The sequence below is a fragment of the Streptomyces sp. NPDC088197 genome, from assembly GCF_044741185.1.
Taxonomy (GTDB): Bacteria; Actinomycetota; Actinomycetes; order Streptomycetales; family Streptomycetaceae; genus Actinacidiphila.
Map to the genome: position 1 here is coordinate 25,973 of NZ_JBIUSD010000021.1, position 15,980 is coordinate 41,952.

A 15,980-nucleotide genomic window follows, 5' to 3' on the forward strand; every position below is an offset into this window, starting at 1 on the left:
TGACCCTCTGCTGAAGGACGAAGCCGACCGCGAGCCGGGCGGCTGCCGCACGAGACGAGGACGTGGGTGCTCAAGACTGCCCGCAAGCAGGAGAAGGACCCCGAGGGGCGGATGCCCCTCGCGGACCACCTGCGTGAGCTGCGCAACAGGCTGGCCAAGTCCGTCCTGGCGATCCTGGCCGTCACGATCGTGGCGGCGTTCGTCTACAAGGACATCATTCACTTCTTCCAGCACCCGATCCTCAAGTCGGTCGGCTGTGTGGACGGTGCGACGCACCAGAAGAACGGCCAGCCCTGCGCCCAGATGACCGTCAACGGTCTGCTCGGCGGTTTCTCCATCGCGCTGAAGGTCTCGCTGATGGCGGGCATCCTCTGCGCCTCGCCGGTCTGGCTCTACCAGCTCTGGGCGTTCCTCGCGCCCGGCCTGCACCGCAGCGAGAAGCGGTACACCCTCGGCTTCGTCGGCGCGGGCGTCCCGCTCTTCTTCGCCGGTGCCTGGCTGGCCTACGCGATCCTGCCGCAGACCGCCAGGATCATGATCGGCTTCGTGCCGGACGACACCACCAACCTGCTGGCCCTCGACGACTTCCTCGACCTCGTCGTCCGCATGGTGATCGTCTTCGGTCTCGCCTTCGAACTGCCCCTGGTGCTGGTGCTGCTCAACTTCACCGGCATGGTCAGCGGCCGTCGCATGCTCGGCTGGTGGCGCGGCATGGTGATCGGCATCACCGTCTTCGCCGCGGTCGCCACGCCCACCGGCGACCCGCTCACCATGTGCCTGCTGGCCGCGCCGATCGTCTTCCTGTACTTCGTCGCCATGGGCATCTGCTTCTTCAACGACAGCCGCCGCAAGCGCCGACTCGAAGCGAACCCGGACTACGCCCTCGACCCGGACGAGGCGTCCACCCTGGACCACGTCCCGGAGCAGATCGCCGCCGAGCCGTACGAGGACCGGACCGGCGAGCGCGTCGACGACGGCTACGACGACGCGACCTGAGCGCACGGCCGCCCCGCCGGCCCCTGACACCGCCGCCCCCCACCGCTACTGGTGGGGGGCGGCTGTCCGGTAGGGTCCGCGCGTGACCAGCGAGATCACCCTCTTCGTCAATCCCGTCGCCGGACGCGGCCGGGGCGCCCGCGCCGCCCAGCCCGCCGCCCACGCGCTCCGCGAAGCCGGTTACGGCGTCCGTACCGTCGTGGGCGAGGACGCGGCCGACGCGCTGGCCCGCGCCCGGCACGCCGTCGACAGCGGTACGGGGGCGCTGGTCGCGGTCGGCGGTGACGGCATGGTCTCGCTGGCCCTCCAGGCGGTCGCCGGGACCGACACGCCGCTCGGCGTGGTCGCCGTCGGCACCGGCAACGACTTCGCGCGGGTCAACGGCCTGCCGGTCCGGGACGCCGCGGCGGCCGGTACGGGCATCGCCGAGGCGCTGCGGGACGGCCGCAGCCGGGCGCTGGACCTGGGCAGGACCGGGGAGCGCTGGTTCGGCACCGTCCTCGCCTCCGGCTTCGACTCGCGGGTCAACGACCGCGGCAACCGTATGCGCTGGCCCGTCGGCCGCTTCCGCTACGACCTGGCGATGCTCGCGGAGCTGGCGGCGCTGCGGCCGATCCCGTACCGGGTGACCTTCGACGACGCGCCGGAACGGCAGATCGAGGCCACGCTGATAGCCGTCGGCAACGGCTCGTCGTACGGCGGCGGCATGCGGATCTGCGCGGACGCGGTGATGGACGACGGGCTCTTCGACGTGTGCGTGGTCGGCCCGTGCAGCCGCACCACCCTGCTGCGGGTCTTCCCCCGCGTCTACCGGGGCACCCACCCGAGCCACCCGGTCGTCACCGTGCACCGCGCGGCCCGCGTCCGGCTGGACGTCGACCCGGCGCAGGGCGTGACCGGCTACGCGGACGGCGAGCGGATCGGGCCGCTGCCGCTGGTCGCCGAGACGGTGCCGAAGGCCGTACGCCTGCTGGTCTGAGCCGGTTCACGCGCGGGTGCGCGGTGCCCCATGGGGGACCTGATCCGGTCGGCGTGGCGGGCCTGATCCGGGCGGCGCGGCGGGCCTGATCCGGCCGCTCGACGGGTATAGCGGCAATAAAGATCACGTGCCGTGTCAGTGGTGGCGGGTAGGCTCGGAGCCAAGATGACCGATGAGAAGTCCGCAGATGAGATGGCGCTCGATGAGATGTCGCCCGCCGAGCGCTTCGCCGCCAGCCGTCGCCGCGCAGCGGAGAACGCAACGGCCCTCGCCCAGTTCCGTGAGATGTACGAGTTCGGCCTCGACCCCTTCCAGGTCGAGGCGTGCCAGGCGCTGGAGGCGGGCAGCGGCGTCCTCGTCGCCGCCCCGACCGGCTCGGGCAAGACCATCGTCGGCGAGTTCGCCGTCCACCTCGCCCTCGCCGAGGGCCGCAAGTGCTTCTACACCACGCCCATCAAGGCCCTGTCCAACCAGAAGTACAGCGACCTCGCCAAGCGCTACGGCGCCGAGAAGGTCGGCCTGCTGACCGGTGACAACAGCGTCAACGGCGACGCGCCGGTGATCGTCATGACCACCGAGGTCCTGCGGAACATGCTGTACGCCGGCTCCGCCGCCCTCGACGGCCTCGGCTACGTGGTGATGGACGAGGTGCACTACCTCTCCGACCGCTTCCGCGGCGCCGTCTGGGAAGAGGTGATCATCCACCTCCCGCAGTCCGTCACCCTCGTGTCGCTCTCCGCGACCGTCTCCAACGCCGAGGAGTTCGGCGACTGGCTCGACACCGTCCGCGGCGACACCGAGGTCATCGTCTCCGAGCACCGCCCGGTCCCGCTGTGGCAGCACGTGCTGGCCGGCCGCCGGATGTACGACCTCTTCGAGGAGAAGGCCGGCGCCACCGACGGCAAGGGCCGCCGCGAGGTCAACGCCGATCTGGAACGGCTCGCGCGGATGGAGAACCAGCGCAGCTACCACCCGCGGGCCAAGCGCGGCCGCGAGGCCGACCGCGAGCGGGAGCGGCGCGCCCGCAGCCGGGTGTGGACGCCCAGCCGCGCCGAGGTCATCGACCGGCTGGACAACGAAGGACTGCTCCCCGCCATCACCTTCATCTTCAGCCGCGCGGGCTGCGAGGCCGCCGTCCAGCAGTGCCTCTACGCGGGCCTGCGGCTGAACACCGAGGACAAGCGCGCCCAGGTGCGCGCCATCGTGGAGGAGCGCACCCGCGCCATCCCCGACGAGGATCTGCACGTCCTGGGCTACTTCGAATGGCTCGAGGGTCTGGAGCGCGGCATCGCCGCCCACCACGCGGGCATGCTCCCGACCTTCAAGGAGGTCGTCGAGGAGCTCTTCGTCAAGGGCCTGGTCAAGGCGGTCTTCGCCACCGAGACGCTGGCGCTCGGCATCAACATGCCCGCCCGCTCCGTGGTGCTGGAAAAGCTCGTCAAGTGGAACGGCGAGACCCACGCCGACATCACCCCCGGCGAGTACACCCAGCTCACCGGCCGCGCGGGCCGCCGGGGCATCGACGTCGAGGGCCACGCCGTGGTGCTCTGGCAGCGCGGTTTCGACCCGGGCGCGGTCGCCGGACTCGCGGGCACCCGTACGTATCCGCTGCGGTCGTCCTTCAAGCCGTCGTACAACATGGCGGTCAACCTCGTCGGGCAGTTCGGGCGGCACCGCTCGCGCGAGCTGCTGGAGACGTCCTTCGCGCAGTTCCAGGCCGACCGTTCGGTGGTCGGCATCTCCAAGCAGGTGCAGCGCAACGAGGAAGGGCTCGACGGCTACAAGCAGTCGATGACCTGCCACCTCGGCGACTTCGACGCCTACATGCGGCTGCGGCGGGAGCTGAAGGAACGCGAGTCGGAACTGTCGAGGCAGGGCGCGATGCAGCGCCGCGCCGCGGCCTCCGACGCGCTGGAGAAGCTGAAGCCGGGCGACATCATCCACGTCCCCGCGGGCAAGTACGCCGGGCTCGCGCTGGTCCTGGAACCCGGTGTCCCCGCGGGCCGTTCCAACGGCCACCCGCATCGCAACGAGGAATTCGCCGACGGCCCGCGCCCGTTGGTGCTCACCGCGGAGCGCCAGGTCAAGCGGCTCGGGCAGATAGACTTCCCCGTTCCCGTCGAGGCGCTGGACCGGATGCGGATCCCCAAGTCCTTCAATCCGCGCAGCCCGCAGTCCCGGCGCGACCTCGCCTCCGCGATGCGCTCCAAGGCGGGCACCGCGGGCTGGGCCGCACCCTCACGGCACCGCAAGCAGCGGGCCGCCGCGGCCGACGACACCGAGATCTCCCGGCTGCGTACCGCGATCCGCGCGCACCCCTGCCACGGCTGCGAGGAACGCGAGGACCACGCCCGCTGGGCCGAGCGCTACCACCGGCTGCGGCGCGACACCCAGCAGTTGGAGCGGCGCATCGAGGGCCGCACCAACACCATCGCCCGCACCTTCGACCGGATCTGCGCGCTGCTCACCGAACTGGGCTATCTCCAGGCCGAGAAGGTCACTCCCGAGGGGCGGCGGCTCGCCCGGCTCTACGGCGAGTTGGACCTGCTCGCCAGCGAATGCCTGCGCGAGGGCGTCTGGGACGGCCTCGGCCCGGCCGAACTGGCGGCCTGCGCCTCGGCGCTGGTCTACGAGACCCGGCAGGCCGACGACGCCGTCGCGCCCAAGCTGCCGACCGGGAACGCGAAGGAAGCCCTCGGCGAGATGGTCCGTATCTGGGGCCGTCTCGACGCGCTGGAGGAGTCCCACCACATCAACCAGGCCGAGGGCGTCGGCCAGCGCGAGCCCGACCTCGGCTTCGCCTGGCCCGCCTACCGCTGGGCCTCGGGCCACGGCCTGGACGCGGTCCTCTCCGACGCCGACATGCCCGCCGGTGACTTCGTCCGCTGGTGCAAGCAGCTCATCGACGTCCTGGGCCAGATCAGCGACGCCGCTCCCGAGGGCAGCCCGGTCCGCCGCAATGCCCGCCGGGCGGTCGACGGGCTGCGACGCGGGGTCGTCGCGTACTCCTCGGTGGGGTGAGCCGCCCCTGCGGCGTGCACCTGTGCGGCCCGGTCCCGGAGGATGACGGGCCGCACGGGCGGTCCGCGCGTTGACTCACGGCATCACGGCATCACGGCATCACGGCATCACGGCCGCACCGGCGGACCGGCGCACCGGCGCCCCGACACACCGGCGCACCGACTCACTGACCGGTGAGCTTGGTGCAGGTCAGGGAGCCGTTGACGGTGATCGACTTCCTGTCGTCGCCGTGGTTGCCCGCGATGACGAGGTCCTTCACCGTCACCTTCCAGGTCCCGGCGCTCTTGGCGGCCGTCACGCTGCCGGACGACCGCTGGGAGTACGAGTCGGTGGCCGTCGGCTGGAGCATCGCCAGCTTCTGGACGCCGCCGGTCGTCGCGATGAACGACGGGGACTTCGGCGCCGACGCGTCCGTCCTGTCGGGGGCGGTCACCCCGACCAGCTTTCCCGCCACGACCTCGCAGGAGATCGCCGAGGTGAACAGGGCGGTCCCGGTGGTGTCCCCGGTGTACTCCAGCCTGCCGTTGGCGGTCTTCGTCGGCACCGCCGAGGCCGTCGGCGTGGCCGACGGTGTCCCGGCCGACGCGGACGGTTTGGCGCTGTCGTCGGACGAGTCCGACGACGAACAGCCCGCCAGGGCCGTCCCGGTGAGCGTGACGGTCAGCAGAGCGGTGGTGATTGCGGTGACGCGGCGCATACGGCCGTGGTCCTCCCCGTCGGTGAACAATCCGCACAGTGTACGGAGGGTGCCGCTGGGTGGCGGGGGACGGGTGGGGCGACTTCTCCGCGTTCGCCGTCGAAGTTCATGCCCCGGACCGGTCGGCGAGGTACGCGCGCCAGCCGCCGTAGGCCGTGATGTCCTCGGCGCTGTCGAGCGCCGACGGCTCGCACAGGAAGCCGGGGCAACTGGTGCCGTCGGACAGCTCGACGCTGCCCAGGGCCATCGGGCGCGGCAGGGCGGCGGTCAGCGTGCCGAGACCGGCGGCGGGCAGTTCCCAGACCTCGGCCTCGACGGCGGCGCCGCCCTTCTCGGTCCGCACCAGACCGGGCTTGGCGGGTTCGGTGTCCAGGGCGTAGAGCCGGTACGCGGGGGCGGTGGTGGTCGTGGCCGTCAACCGGGCTCCGAGCGCGACGAGTTGGTGGTTGAGGGGCTGGCCGCTGAGGTGGGCGCCGACCACGGCGACGCGGAGAGGCGGCTCCAGCAGGGCGGCGACGTCCGCGATCCGGTCGTCGGTGTGCGCGGGGCCGAGCAGCATCACGCCGAAGGGCCGGCCCTCGACGGTGCCCGCCGGGACCGCGACCGCGCAAAGGTCCAGCAGGTTGGCCGAGTTGGTGAAGCGGCCGAGGCGCGCGTTGGCGCCGAGCGGGTCGGCGGCGACCTCGGCGAGCGTGGGGTGCCCCGGTGCGGTCGGCAGCAACAGGGCGTCGGCGTCGCCGAGTCGCGCCATGGCCTCGGTGCGCAGTGCGGCCAGCCGCCGCTGGTCGGTGAAGAGGCGGTGCGCGGGCAGGTCGCGGGCCGCCGTGATGATGGCCGCGACGGTCGGGTCCAGGTCGGGGGCGTCCCGGTGCGCTTCGATGAACTCGCCCACGGCTGACCAGCGTTCCGCGACGAAAGCGCCCTCGTAGAGCAGCGCCGCCGCCCGCGTGAACGGCGTCAGGTCCAGTGTCCGCAGCTCGGCCCCGGCGGCGGCCAGCCGGTCCGCCGCCGCCTCGTAGGCCGCCGCCCATCCGGCGTCCATCTCGCCGAGTTGCGCTCGCGCCGCCACCGCCACCCGCCACGGTCCAGGGCGGCGCGGCGGTGCCTCGCAGCTCGCGAGGAGCGCCATCGCGCGGCGGGCCTCGGGCAGTGTCCTGGCGAAGACGGACACGCAGTCCAGGCTCACGCACGCCGGTACGACGCCGCGCGTCGACACCAGGCCGCGGGTCGGCTTCACCCCGACGATGCCGTTGAACGCCGCCGGGACGCGGCCGGAGCCGGCCGTGTCCGTACCGAGCGCCACGTCCACGAGGCCGAGTGCCACCGCGACGGCCGAGCCCGAACTGGAGCCGCCGCTCACCCGCTCCGGGGTGACGGCGTTGCGCACCGCGCCGTAGGGGCTTCGCGTGCCGACCAGGCCCGTCGCGAACTGGTCCATGTTCGTGCTGCCCAGCACGATCGCGCCCGCCGCGCGCAGGGCCCGCACCGCCGGGGCGTCCTGCCCCGGCGCGTACGCGTACGACGGGCAGCCCGCCGTCGTCTCCAGGCCCGCCACGTCGATGTTCCCCTTCACCGCCAGCAGCCGCCCCGCCAGTGGCAGCGCCTCCCCGGCCGCCCTTCTCTCGTCCACCGCCGCCGCCTCCGTCCGCACCTCCTCCTCCGCGCGCAGCGCGATCCACACCTCCGGGCGGTCCACCTCCGCGATCCGCCGATACGCGGCCCGCACGCGGTCCTGAGCGCTCTCCATGGGCTTCCTCCGTCTGATGTGCGGGTGCGGGTGCGGTGGCAGGGGGCCGCTCATTGCCGCTGGGGCTAGTCCTCAATCGCCGGACGGGCTGATTTTGCTTCTGGCGCGTCGCACACGCCTGGCCGCATGCGGGGTGGGTTGCCGATCGGCGGTGGCGGCACAAATCAGCCCCGCCGACGATTGAGGCGGCGTGAGCCGGAAGGGGGTGGGTTAGGGGGAGAGAGTCAGGAGGGGGGTGCCGGGGGTGACTTGGTCGCCGGGGGAGACGAGGACTTGGGCGACGGTGCCGCCGGCGGGGGAGGTGACGGGGGACTCCATCTTCATGGCCTCCAGGGTCAGGAGGTGCTGCCCGGCCGCGACGCAGTCGCCGGGGCGGACGGCGATGTGCCAGACGGCGGCGGCGAATTCGGCGTCGACCGTACGGCCGCCGGGCGGCACGGTGACGGCGGCGGGGGCCGGGACGGCGGCGGCCGAGTCGTCGGTGCGGGCGAACTCACCGGCGGCTTCCCACGCGTCGCGCTCTGCGGCGAACGCGGCCCCCTGCCGGGCGCGGAAGGCCGCGATGGACTCCGCGTTGTCGGCGAGGAACCGCTGATGGTCCGCGAGGGCGAAACTCCCGTCCTCCACCCGGAGCGGCAGGCGCCCGGCCGCCATGTCGGCCCGGAGGTCGAGGAGTTCGTCGGCGGAGACGGGATACCACTTGATGCGGTCGAAGAAGCGCAGCAGCCACGGCTGTCGGCGGGCGCGGCTGGACCAGACCTGGATCGTACGGCCGACGAACTGGTAGCCGCCGGGCCCTTCCATGCCGTAGATACAGAGGTAGGCCCCGCCGATGCCGACGGAGTTCTCCGCTGTCCAGGTGCGCGCCGGGTTGTACTTGGTGGTGACGAGCCGGTGGCGCGGGTCGAGCGGCGTGGCGACGGGCGCGCCGAGGTAGACGTCGCCGAGCCCGAGCACGAGGTATTCGGCGTCGAAGACGGTCCGGTACACGTCGTCCACGGAGTCGAGACCGTTGACGCGGCGGATGAACTCGATGTTCCACGGGCACCACGGCGCGTCGTCGCGGACGCCCGCCATGTAGCGCTCGATGGCCTCACGCGTGGCGGGGTCGTCCCAGGACAGCGGCAGGTGCACGGTCCGGCTGGGCACCACGAGCCGGTCGGTGGGCGGCAGTTGCTCCTCGGCCTCGCGCACGGCGTCGAGCAGTTTGGCGGTGGGCAGCGCGCCCGGGTCGGCGTGGATCTGGAGGGAGCGGATGCCGGGTGTGAGGTCGACGACGCCGGGCAGGCGTTGGGCGGCGAGGTGTTCCGCCAGGGCGTGCACCCGCATCCGGAGCGCCAAGTCGAGCTGCATGGGCCCGTATTCGACGAGCAGATTGTCGTCGCCGCTGCGGCGGTACGTCACGGCCGGGCGTGTCGCGGTCGCTTCGGCGCGCCCGAGGACACCCCCGTCGGCGATGACGGGCCGCGACGGCGTCGGCAGGGTCGCGGGCGCGCGCCGCAGCCCGGCGGCGGCGTCCTCGCTGACCGGCACGAATCGTACGGTGTCGCCCGGCCTGAGCTGCCCGAGCTTCCAGCGCTGACCGGTCACGACGGTCGCGGGGCACACGAATCCGCCGAGCGAGGGGCCGTCGGGACCGAGCAGTACGGGCATGTCGCCCGTGTAGTCGACGGCGCCGACCGCGTACGGCGTGTCGTGGATGTTGGACGGGTGCAGTCCCGCCTCGCCGCCGTCGGAGCGCGCCCAGCGCGGCTTCGGGCCGACGAGCCGTACGCCGGTGCGCGCGGAGTTGAAGTGCACGCTCCACTCGGCGGCGTAGAAGTCGCGGATGTCGTCCTCGGTGAAGAACTCCGGCGCGGCGTGCGGGCCCTCGACGGCGCCGATCAGCCACCGCGTCCCCCACTCCGGCCGCAGCGAGGCAGGTACGGGGCCGCTCGCCTCCGTCGTCGTACCGCCGTGCAGGACGTCACCGACGCGCAGCGCCCGGCCGCCGTGGCCGCCGAATCCGCCGAGCGTGAAGGTGGCCGCGCTGCCGAGGAAGCGGGGGACGTCGAGGCCGCCCGCGACCAGCAGATATGTGCGCAGCCCTGCCGCCTCCGGCGCGCCGATGTCGAGGAGCGCGCCCGCCGGTACGGTGACCGGCTCCCAGCGCGGCACCGGGTGTCCGTCGACCGTGACGGTCGCGGGGGCGCCGGTCACGCAGACGGTGGTGGGGTGGCTGAAGCGCAACGCCGGTCCCTGGAGGGTGCATTCGAGGCCGGGCGCGCCCTCGTCGTTGCCGAGCGCTTCGTTGCCGAGCCGGAAGGACAGGTCGTCCATCGGGCCGCACGGCGGAACGCCGACGTGCCACAGGCCGGTGCGGCCCGGCCAGTCCTGGACGCTGGTCAGGGTGCCCGCGCGGACCACGTCGATCCGGCGGGTGGGGTCGGTGACCGCGTCGAGGGTCGCGGTGCTGTGCGTCGCGGCGTGCAGCGCCGGATCGGCGACGGCGGCCCGCAGCAGCCCCAGATTGGTCTCGATGCCGTCGATCCTGGTCGCGGCGAGGGCGTCCGCGAGCCGGGAGAGGGCCTGCGCCCGGTCGGCGCCGTGCGCGATCACCTTGGCGAGCATCGGATCGTAGGAGGTGGTGACCTCGGTGCCGGTCTCGATCCAGGCGTCGACGCGGACCCCCGGCGGGAAGACCACCTCGGTGAGCCGTCCCGCGCTCGGCAGGTGGCCGCGCGTGGGGTCCTCGGCGTAGATCCGGGCCTCCACGGCGTGTCCCACTCGCTTTGTCGACAGGTCAATCGGCGTGTCGTCGCCGGTGCTCAGCGGTGTGTCGCCCTGCGCGAGCCGCAGCATCCACTCCACGAGGTCGACACCGTACGTCTCCTCGGTCACCGGATGCTCCACCTGGAGACGGGTGTTGACCTCCAGGAAGTACGCCTGGCCGCGCGCCGCGTCGTACACGAACTCCACGGTGCCCGCCGAGCGGTAGTCGACCGAGGCGCACAACGCCCGCGCGCTGAGCGCCAGTCGCTCCCGCAGGGCGTCGGGCAGGCCGGGCGCGGGGGCCTCCTCCAGGACCTTCTGGTGGCGGCGCTGGAGGGAGCAGTCGCGGTCGCCGAGGGTCAGGACGCGGCCGTGGCCGTCGCCGAAGACCTGCACCTCGACGTGCCGGGCGCTCTCCACCAGCCGTTCCAGGAAGACGCCCGCCGAGGAGAAGCTGGCCGCCGCTACACGCTGCACCGAGCCCCAGGCGTCGGTGAGTTCGGCGGGGGAGTGGCAGGCGCGCATGCCGATGCCGCCACCGCCGCCGGTCGCCTTGACCATCACCGGGTAGCCGAGCGACGCGGCGGCCGTCAGCGCGCTGTCCACGTCGGGCAGCAGTCCGGTGCCGGGCAGCAGCGGCACCCCGGCCGCCTCCGCCGCGGCGCGCGCGGTGTGCTTGGCGCCGAAGAGTTCGAGCTGGTCCGGCGTCGGACCGACGAAGGCGAGCCCCGCCGCTTCGCAGCGGCGCGCGAAGTCCGCGTCCTCCGACAGGAATCCGTAGCCGGGGTGGACGGCGCCCGCACCGGTCTCGCGGGCCGCCGCGAGCACCGCGTCCACGTCCAGATAGCTGGACTTGGCCGGTGCGGGGCCCAGCCGTACGGCGGCGTCGGCCAGGTGCACGTGCGGCGCGGCGCGGTCGGGGTCGGAGAAGACCGCGACCGTGCGCAGCCCCATCCGGCGGGCGGTGCGGATGATCCGGGCGGCGATCTCGCCGCGGTTGGCGACCAGCAGGGTGTCGAAGCGCGCCGGGGCGCGCTTCACGGGCTCGTCGGTCATCGGACCGCCTCTCCGGACGGCGCGCCGACCGTGTCCCCGGCCCGGCCCGGCGTCCTGACCGTCATCAGGACCGGTGTCGGATCGAAGCCGTTGCAGGGGTTGTTGATCTGCGGGCAGTTGGAGACCAGGACCAACACGTCGGTCTCGGCGCGCAGTTCGACCTCAAGGCCGGGCGCGGAGATGCCGTCCACGATGCCGAGGGTGCCGTCCTCCTCGACGGGCACGTTCATGTACCAGTTGACGTTGCTCACCAGGTCGCGCTTCCCGAGGCCGTAACGCGCGCCCTCGGACAGGAAGTTGTCCACGCAGGCGTGCTGCGACCACGTGTGGTGGCCGTACCGCAGGGTGTTGGACTCCTTGGAGCACGCGCCGCCGATCGTGTCGTGCCGGCCGCAGGTGTCGGCGACCACGGTCATCAGCGGGGTGTGCTCGTTGGACAGCAGCACGCTGCCGGTGGTCAGGAAGAGGTTGCCCTGGGCCTGTACGGTGTCGGGCGCGCTGTAGCGGACGGCGGTGTCGTGGGCGTCGTAGACCAGGAAGTCCACGGCCTGGTTGCCGTGCAGGTCGGTGATGGTGAGGTGGCCGCCCGCCGGGATCACCGCGGACCAGGGTGCCCGCGCCGGTACGGTCACGGAGGTCGCGCCGCCCAGGGGGGACGGGCCCTCGGTACGGTCCTGGCCGCCGGTCCGGTCCGCGTCGTCCGCGCCATCCGTACGGCCCCGGTCGTCCGTCACCTTCTGGCCGTTCATACGATCCCCCTGGCGGTGAGGTGTTCCGCGGTGTTGAGGAAGGCGCGGCGGCCCTCGGGTGTCGCGTCCCACAGCGGGTCGCCGGGCGCGGTGGCGGCGCCGGGCCGTGCGCGTACCTCCAACGGGCCGCAGGTGTAGGCCGGTCGGGGGTCCAGCGGGTGCGGCACATTGGCCAGCAGTACGGTCAGCGGCTGCTCGGCGCGCAGGGTCACGCTCGTGCCGGGCCCCGCGGAACCGATGAACTCCAGTGCCCCGTCGGGCTCCACGCGCAGTCCCTGGAAGAAGGAGAGCGACGGCGGGAGGTCGCGGGCCCCCAGCCCGTTCTTGGCGGCGGCCAGCAGGAACAGCTCGCGGCCCGCGGGGGAGCGGTCCTGCGCCGAACCGTCCCCGTACCGCGCGGTGTTGCGCGCAGCCGACGACGTACCGCACAGCGTGTCGTGCCGCCCGCTGGTGTCCGAGACCAGGGAGGCCAGGACGCGGCCCTGGTCGGACAGCAGGAGGCGGCCCGCGCCGAGATACGCGTTCCACTGGACCTTGACGGTGTCGGCCGCGTTCAGCCGCTCCCAGGGGCGGCCGTCCACGAAGAGCAGGACGTGCGCGCACGCGTCGCCGGTCGGGTCGGCGAGCCGCAGCTCGCTGCCGCGGGCCAGCACCTTGTGGGTGTAGCCGCCGCCCGCCACGGTCTCCGACCACAACAGGCCCTCGGGCGCGGGCACTTGGGGCATCGCGGCGGCGCGGGCCCCTTCCTGGGCGCGGGCGTGCTCCCTGGCCTCGTACGTGGTCCCGGTCGGGCGCGGGGCCCTGCGGGATGTCCTGCGGGCCGTGCTCTGGCCGGTCTTCCTTCCACCGGTCGTCCCTGTCGCCACGGGGCTGCACCTCCGTCGTCTCACGGCTCCTGCTCCACACGAATTTCTGTCGCTCGACAGAAATTAGGCGGCGGTGGCTTCACGGCGATTGCCCGGTTGTTGCCGCCCGGTTACCGGCCCCTCACCGGACTGCCCGCCGTCGTCGTCGCGTCGCCGCGTGCGACGATCGGCGGGTGAGCACGAGCGGAAAACGGGTCGGCAGGCCGCGCGCCCAGCAGCGGCCGGACAGCGGCATGAGCGTGCGCGAGGAACTGCTCGCGGCGGCGGCCGAACTCTTCACCACGCGCGGCTATACCGCCACCACCACGCGGGCGGTCGCCGAGCGGGCCGGGATGCGGCAGGCGTCGATCTACCACTACGTCGGCGGCAAGGAGGATCTGCTCGCCGAACTCCTCGAAGGCACAGTCACCCCGTCCCTCGACCTGGCCCGCGCGCTGCTCGCCGACGACACCCGCCCCGCCGAGGCCCGGCTCTGGGACCTGTGCCGCTACGACGCCGAACTCCTCTGCGCGGGGCCGCACAATCTCGGCGCCCTCTACCTCCTGCCCGAGGTCGCCGCCGAGCGCTTCATCGCCTTCCGCCGCGCCCGTGCCGACCTCAAGGCCGCCTACGCCCGCCTGCTGGCCGCCACCGCCCCGGGGCGCGCGCTGCCCGCCCCCGAACTGGCCCTCCGCACCGACCTGATCTTCGCCCTCATCGAGGGCGTCATCCTCGTGCACCGCTCCACCCCGGCCCGCCCCGTCCCCGCCTTCGCCCGCGCCGCCGCCGACGCGGCCCTGCGCATCGCGGACATCCCCGCTCCCTGAGCCGGGGGACCGCCGAGGAGGTGGCCGAACCGGTCTGTCCGCTCAGCTCAGTTGCTCGGCCAGCCCGACGATGATGCCCTCCGGGCCCCGGACGTAGCAGAGCAGGAAGCTGTCCTCGAACCGGGCGATCTCGCCGAGGACTTCGGCGCCGTGCGGGCGCAGGCGGGCGACGGTGTCCTCGATGTCGTCGACGGCGAACATGACGCGGTGGGTGCCCAGGATGTTGTGGGGCCGGTCGCGCGGTCCGCCGCTGATCGCCTCGGGGCTGCGGTACTTGGCCAGTTCGAGCCGGCTGTGACCGTCCGGGGTCCTGACCATCGCGATGTCGCAGTGGACGCCGTCGAGTCCGGTGCACTGGTCGGCGAAGCGGCCCTTGACCTCGGCCCTGCCCTCCAGCTCCATACCGAGGTCCACGAAGAACGCGATGGCGGCGTCCATGTCCTCGACGACGATGCCGACGTTGTCCATCCGCTGAATGGCCATGCTGGTCTCTCCTTCGTCCTCGCGCGACCGGTGGCGACCGCCGCTGTCCCTGGGACGGAGCCGATGGCTCGTTCTCGACATCTCTCGTGCCCGACATCGCTCGCCCTCGGCATCGCTCGTTCTCGACATCTTCGGGCAGGGGCCGCGCCGCCGCGCGCCCTGAGCGCACCGGCGTCTCGTGCCGGTACACCGCCGAGAACCGGCAGGCCATGATGGACTCCCGGGTGGATTCGGCGCGGGCGGTCGGAAAGGCGATCGCCGCCGCTGCGCGGCCACCGCGCCTCTGGCTCCAGATGAGTACGGCGACGGTCTACGCCCACCGCTTCGACGCGGCACACGACGAGGCGACCGGAGTGATCGGCGGCTCGGAGGACGGAGTGCCGGACTACTGGGCGTACAGCGTCGCGATCGCCGAGAACTGGGAGCGCGCGCAGACCGAGGCGCCGACCCCCGCGACCCGCAAGGTGGCGCTGCGCTCGGCGATGGTCATGAGCCCGGACCGGGGCGGTGTGTTCGACGTGCTGTCACGACTGGCGCGCCTCGGGCTCGGCGGCCCGGTCGCCGGTGGCGCGCAGTACGTCTCCTGGATCCAGGACGAGGACTTCGTGCGGGCGGTGGAGTTCCTGATCGCGCGCGACGACATCGAGGGGCCGGTGAACCTCGCCTCGCCCGGCCCCCTTCCCCAGCGCGACTTCATGCGGGCGCTGCGCGCGGCCTGGGGCGTCCCGCTGGGGCTGCCCGCGACGCGCTGGATGGCCGAGCTGGGGGCGTTCGCGCTGCGCTCGGACACGGAGCTGCTGCTCAAGAGCCGTCGGGTGGTGCCGGGGCGGCTGCTCGCGGCCGGGTTCACTTTCGCCTGTCCCGAGTGGGGGAGCGCCGCCACGTCCCTCGTGGAGCGGGCCAGGCCGCGGCGTGTTGCCACGAATCGGGTCCGTGAATCGGGCGACGCCGTGTAACCGGCTATGGGCCTGCGGCTGACCTGGTCGTTGTCGCCGCGGGCCCGCCGTTTAGGATCCGGGCATGACGTCACAGACCTACCTCTCCGAACTGTTCTCGCTGGAGGGACGGGTCGCCGTGGTGACCGGCGGCAGTTCCGGCATCGGCCGCGCTGTCGCCGGGGCCCTCGCGCACGCGGGGGCGAGCGTCGTGGTCGTGGCGCGCCGGGAGGCGGAGCTGGCCGCGACGGTCGGCGAGCTGGCGGCCGACGGCTGCCGGGCGGCCTGGGTGAGCGCCGACCTGAGTACGCGCGACGGCATGCGCGTGGCCGCCGAGGAGGCGGCCGAGGCGTTCGGCGAACCCGACATCCTCGTCAACTCCGCCGGGATCAACCTGCGGCCCCCGATGGGCGAGTTGGGCGAGGACGTGTGGGACACGACGATGGCGGTCAACCTGGAGGCGCCCTACCTGCTGGGGCAGCGCTTCGGGCCCGGCATGGCGGAACGCGGCTTCGGGCGGATCATCCACATCACCTCCCAGCAGGCGCACCGGGCCTTCGTCCAGAGCGGCGCCTACGGCGTCTCCAAGGGGGCGCTGGAGTCACTGGCCCGCTCGCAGGCCGAGGCGTGGTCGCCGTACGGCGTCACGTGCAACACCCTGGTGCCCGGATTCGTCATGACCCCCCTCAATGCGCGCCTGTCGTCCGACCCCGAGAAGGTGGCCGCCCTGGCCGCCCGCACGATGGTCGGGCGCAACGGCCTGCCCGAGGACTTCGCGGGCGCGGCGGTCTTCCTCGCGAGCCGCGCCTCCGGCTACGTCACCGGCCAGGCGGTCTTCGTCGACGGCGGATTCTCCGTTCACTGACGGGGCGGGAGGACGGGGTGGGCCCTGGC

11 protein-coding genes and 1 pseudogene are annotated in these 15,980 nt (G+C 73.1%); 6 read left to right on the top strand and 6 right to left on the bottom strand.

From position 1 onward, the window contains the following. The first annotated feature begins 66 nt into the window (after nt 1-66). The 3 genes from tatC (at nt 67) to ACIOC1_RS32410 (ending at nt 4,996) form a co-directional block, all read left to right on the top strand. The gene (tatC, locus tag ACIOC1_RS32400) at nt 67-996 is read left to right on the top strand and encodes a twin-arginine translocase subunit TatC (protein WP_355332976.1); all 930 of its coding nucleotides are present in this window, start codon (nt 67-69) and stop codon (nt 994-996) included. 82 nt (nt 997-1,078) lie between these two features. Next, nucleotides 1,079-1,975: a diacylglycerol kinase gene (locus tag ACIOC1_RS32405; RefSeq protein ID WP_401857703.1), complete on the top strand. Its 897-nt coding sequence runs from the start codon at nt 1,079-1,081 to the stop codon at nt 1,973-1,975. 165 nt (nt 1,976-2,140) lie between these two features. Then, on the top strand, nt 2,141-4,996 hold the full coding sequence (locus ACIOC1_RS32410) for a DEAD/DEAH box helicase (protein WP_355332972.1): 2,856 nt from the start codon (nt 2,141-2,143) through the stop codon (nt 4,994-4,996). Between the two features lie 163 nt (nt 4,997-5,159). On the opposite strand, the gene ACIOC1_RS32415 is transcribed toward ACIOC1_RS32410, so the two are convergent. From ACIOC1_RS32415 to ACIOC1_RS32435, 5 genes are all read right to left on the bottom strand, one after another. Beyond that, complete coding sequence (locus tag ACIOC1_RS32415; protein WP_401857706.1) at nt 5,160-5,723, bottom strand: hypothetical protein; 564 nt, start codon at nt 5,721-5,723, stop codon at nt 5,160-5,162. 76 nt (nt 5,724-5,799) lie between these two features. Continuing rightward, nucleotides 5,800-7,440, bottom strand: a complete 1,641-nt coding sequence (gene atzF, locus ACIOC1_RS32420) for an allophanate hydrolase (RefSeq protein ID WP_401857709.1) — start codon at nt 7,438-7,440, stop codon at nt 5,800-5,802. 210 nt (nt 7,441-7,650) lie between these two features. Beyond that, nucleotides 7,651-11,247, bottom strand: a complete 3,597-nt coding sequence (uca, locus tag ACIOC1_RS32425) for an urea carboxylase (RefSeq protein WP_401857712.1) — start codon at nt 11,245-11,247, stop codon at nt 7,651-7,653. Beyond that, nucleotides 11,244-11,996 carry an urea amidolyase associated protein UAAP2 gene (locus tag ACIOC1_RS32430; RefSeq protein WP_401857715.1) on the bottom strand — a complete coding sequence of 251 codons (753 nt, stop codon included), beginning with the start codon at nt 11,994-11,996 and terminating at the stop codon, nt 11,244-11,246. The genes uca and ACIOC1_RS32430 overlap by 4 nt, the downstream gene beginning before the upstream one ends. Then, nucleotides 11,993-12,862: an urea amidolyase associated protein UAAP1 gene (locus tag ACIOC1_RS32435; protein WP_401857718.1), complete on the bottom strand. Its 870-nt coding sequence runs from the start codon at nt 12,860-12,862 to the stop codon at nt 11,993-11,995. Before ACIOC1_RS32435 ends, ACIOC1_RS32430 begins: the two co-directional genes overlap by 4 nt. Nucleotides 12,863-13,095: 233 nt before the next feature. Between ACIOC1_RS32435 and ACIOC1_RS32440 the strand changes: the two genes are divergently transcribed. Next, a complete protein-coding gene (locus tag ACIOC1_RS32440) occupies nt 13,096-13,668 on the top strand; it encodes a TetR/AcrR family transcriptional regulator (protein WP_401857813.1) in 573 nt (190 codons plus the stop codon). A 42-nt stretch (nt 13,669-13,710) separates the two neighbouring features. On the opposite strand, the gene ACIOC1_RS32445 is transcribed toward ACIOC1_RS32440, so the two are convergent. Beyond that, nucleotides 13,711-14,151, bottom strand: coding sequence for a VOC family protein (locus ACIOC1_RS32445; protein ID WP_391046260.1), 441 nt, complete (start codon nt 14,149-14,151; stop codon nt 13,711-13,713). A gap of 173 nt (nt 14,152-14,324) precedes the next feature. Here ACIOC1_RS32445 and ACIOC1_RS32450 point away from each other — a divergent pair. Next, nucleotides 14,325-15,107 (top strand): annotated as a pseudogene (locus ACIOC1_RS32450) (DUF1731 domain-containing protein); the annotation flags it as partial. A gap of 64 nt (nt 15,108-15,171) precedes the next feature. Continuing rightward, nucleotides 15,172-15,951, top strand: a complete 780-nt coding sequence (locus tag ACIOC1_RS32455; protein WP_401306790.1) for an SDR family NAD(P)-dependent oxidoreductase — start codon at nt 15,172-15,174, stop codon at nt 15,949-15,951. The last annotated feature ends 29 nt before the right edge of the window (nt 15,952-15,980 follow it).

What these genes read in the sequence shown, in the direction of transcription:
- ACIOC1_RS32445 (WP_391046260.1), bottom strand. Translation starts at nt 14,151, where the DNA reads ATGGCCATTCAGCGGATGGACAACGTCGGCATCGTCGTCGAGGACATG.
- ACIOC1_RS32455 (WP_401306790.1), top strand. Translation starts at nt 15,172, where the DNA reads ATGACGTCACAGACCTACCTCTCCGAACTGTTCTCGCTGGAGGGACGG.
- atzF (WP_401857709.1), bottom strand. Translation starts at nt 7,440, where the DNA reads ATGGAGAGCGCTCAGGACCGCGTGCGGGCCGCGTATCGGCGGATCGCG.
- uca (WP_401857712.1), bottom strand. Translation starts at nt 11,247, where the DNA reads ATGACCGACGAGCCCGTGAAGCGCGCCCCGGCGCGCTTCGACACCCTG.
- ACIOC1_RS32440 (WP_401857813.1), top strand. Translation starts at nt 13,096, where the DNA reads ATGAGCGTGCGCGAGGAACTGCTCGCGGCGGCGGCCGAACTCTTCACC.
- ACIOC1_RS32410 (WP_355332972.1), top strand. Translation starts at nt 2,141, where the DNA reads ATGACCGATGAGAAGTCCGCAGATGAGATGGCGCTCGATGAGATGTCG.
- ACIOC1_RS32430 (WP_401857715.1), bottom strand. Translation starts at nt 11,996, where the DNA reads ATGAACGGCCAGAAGGTGACGGACGACCGGGGCCGTACGGATGGCGCG.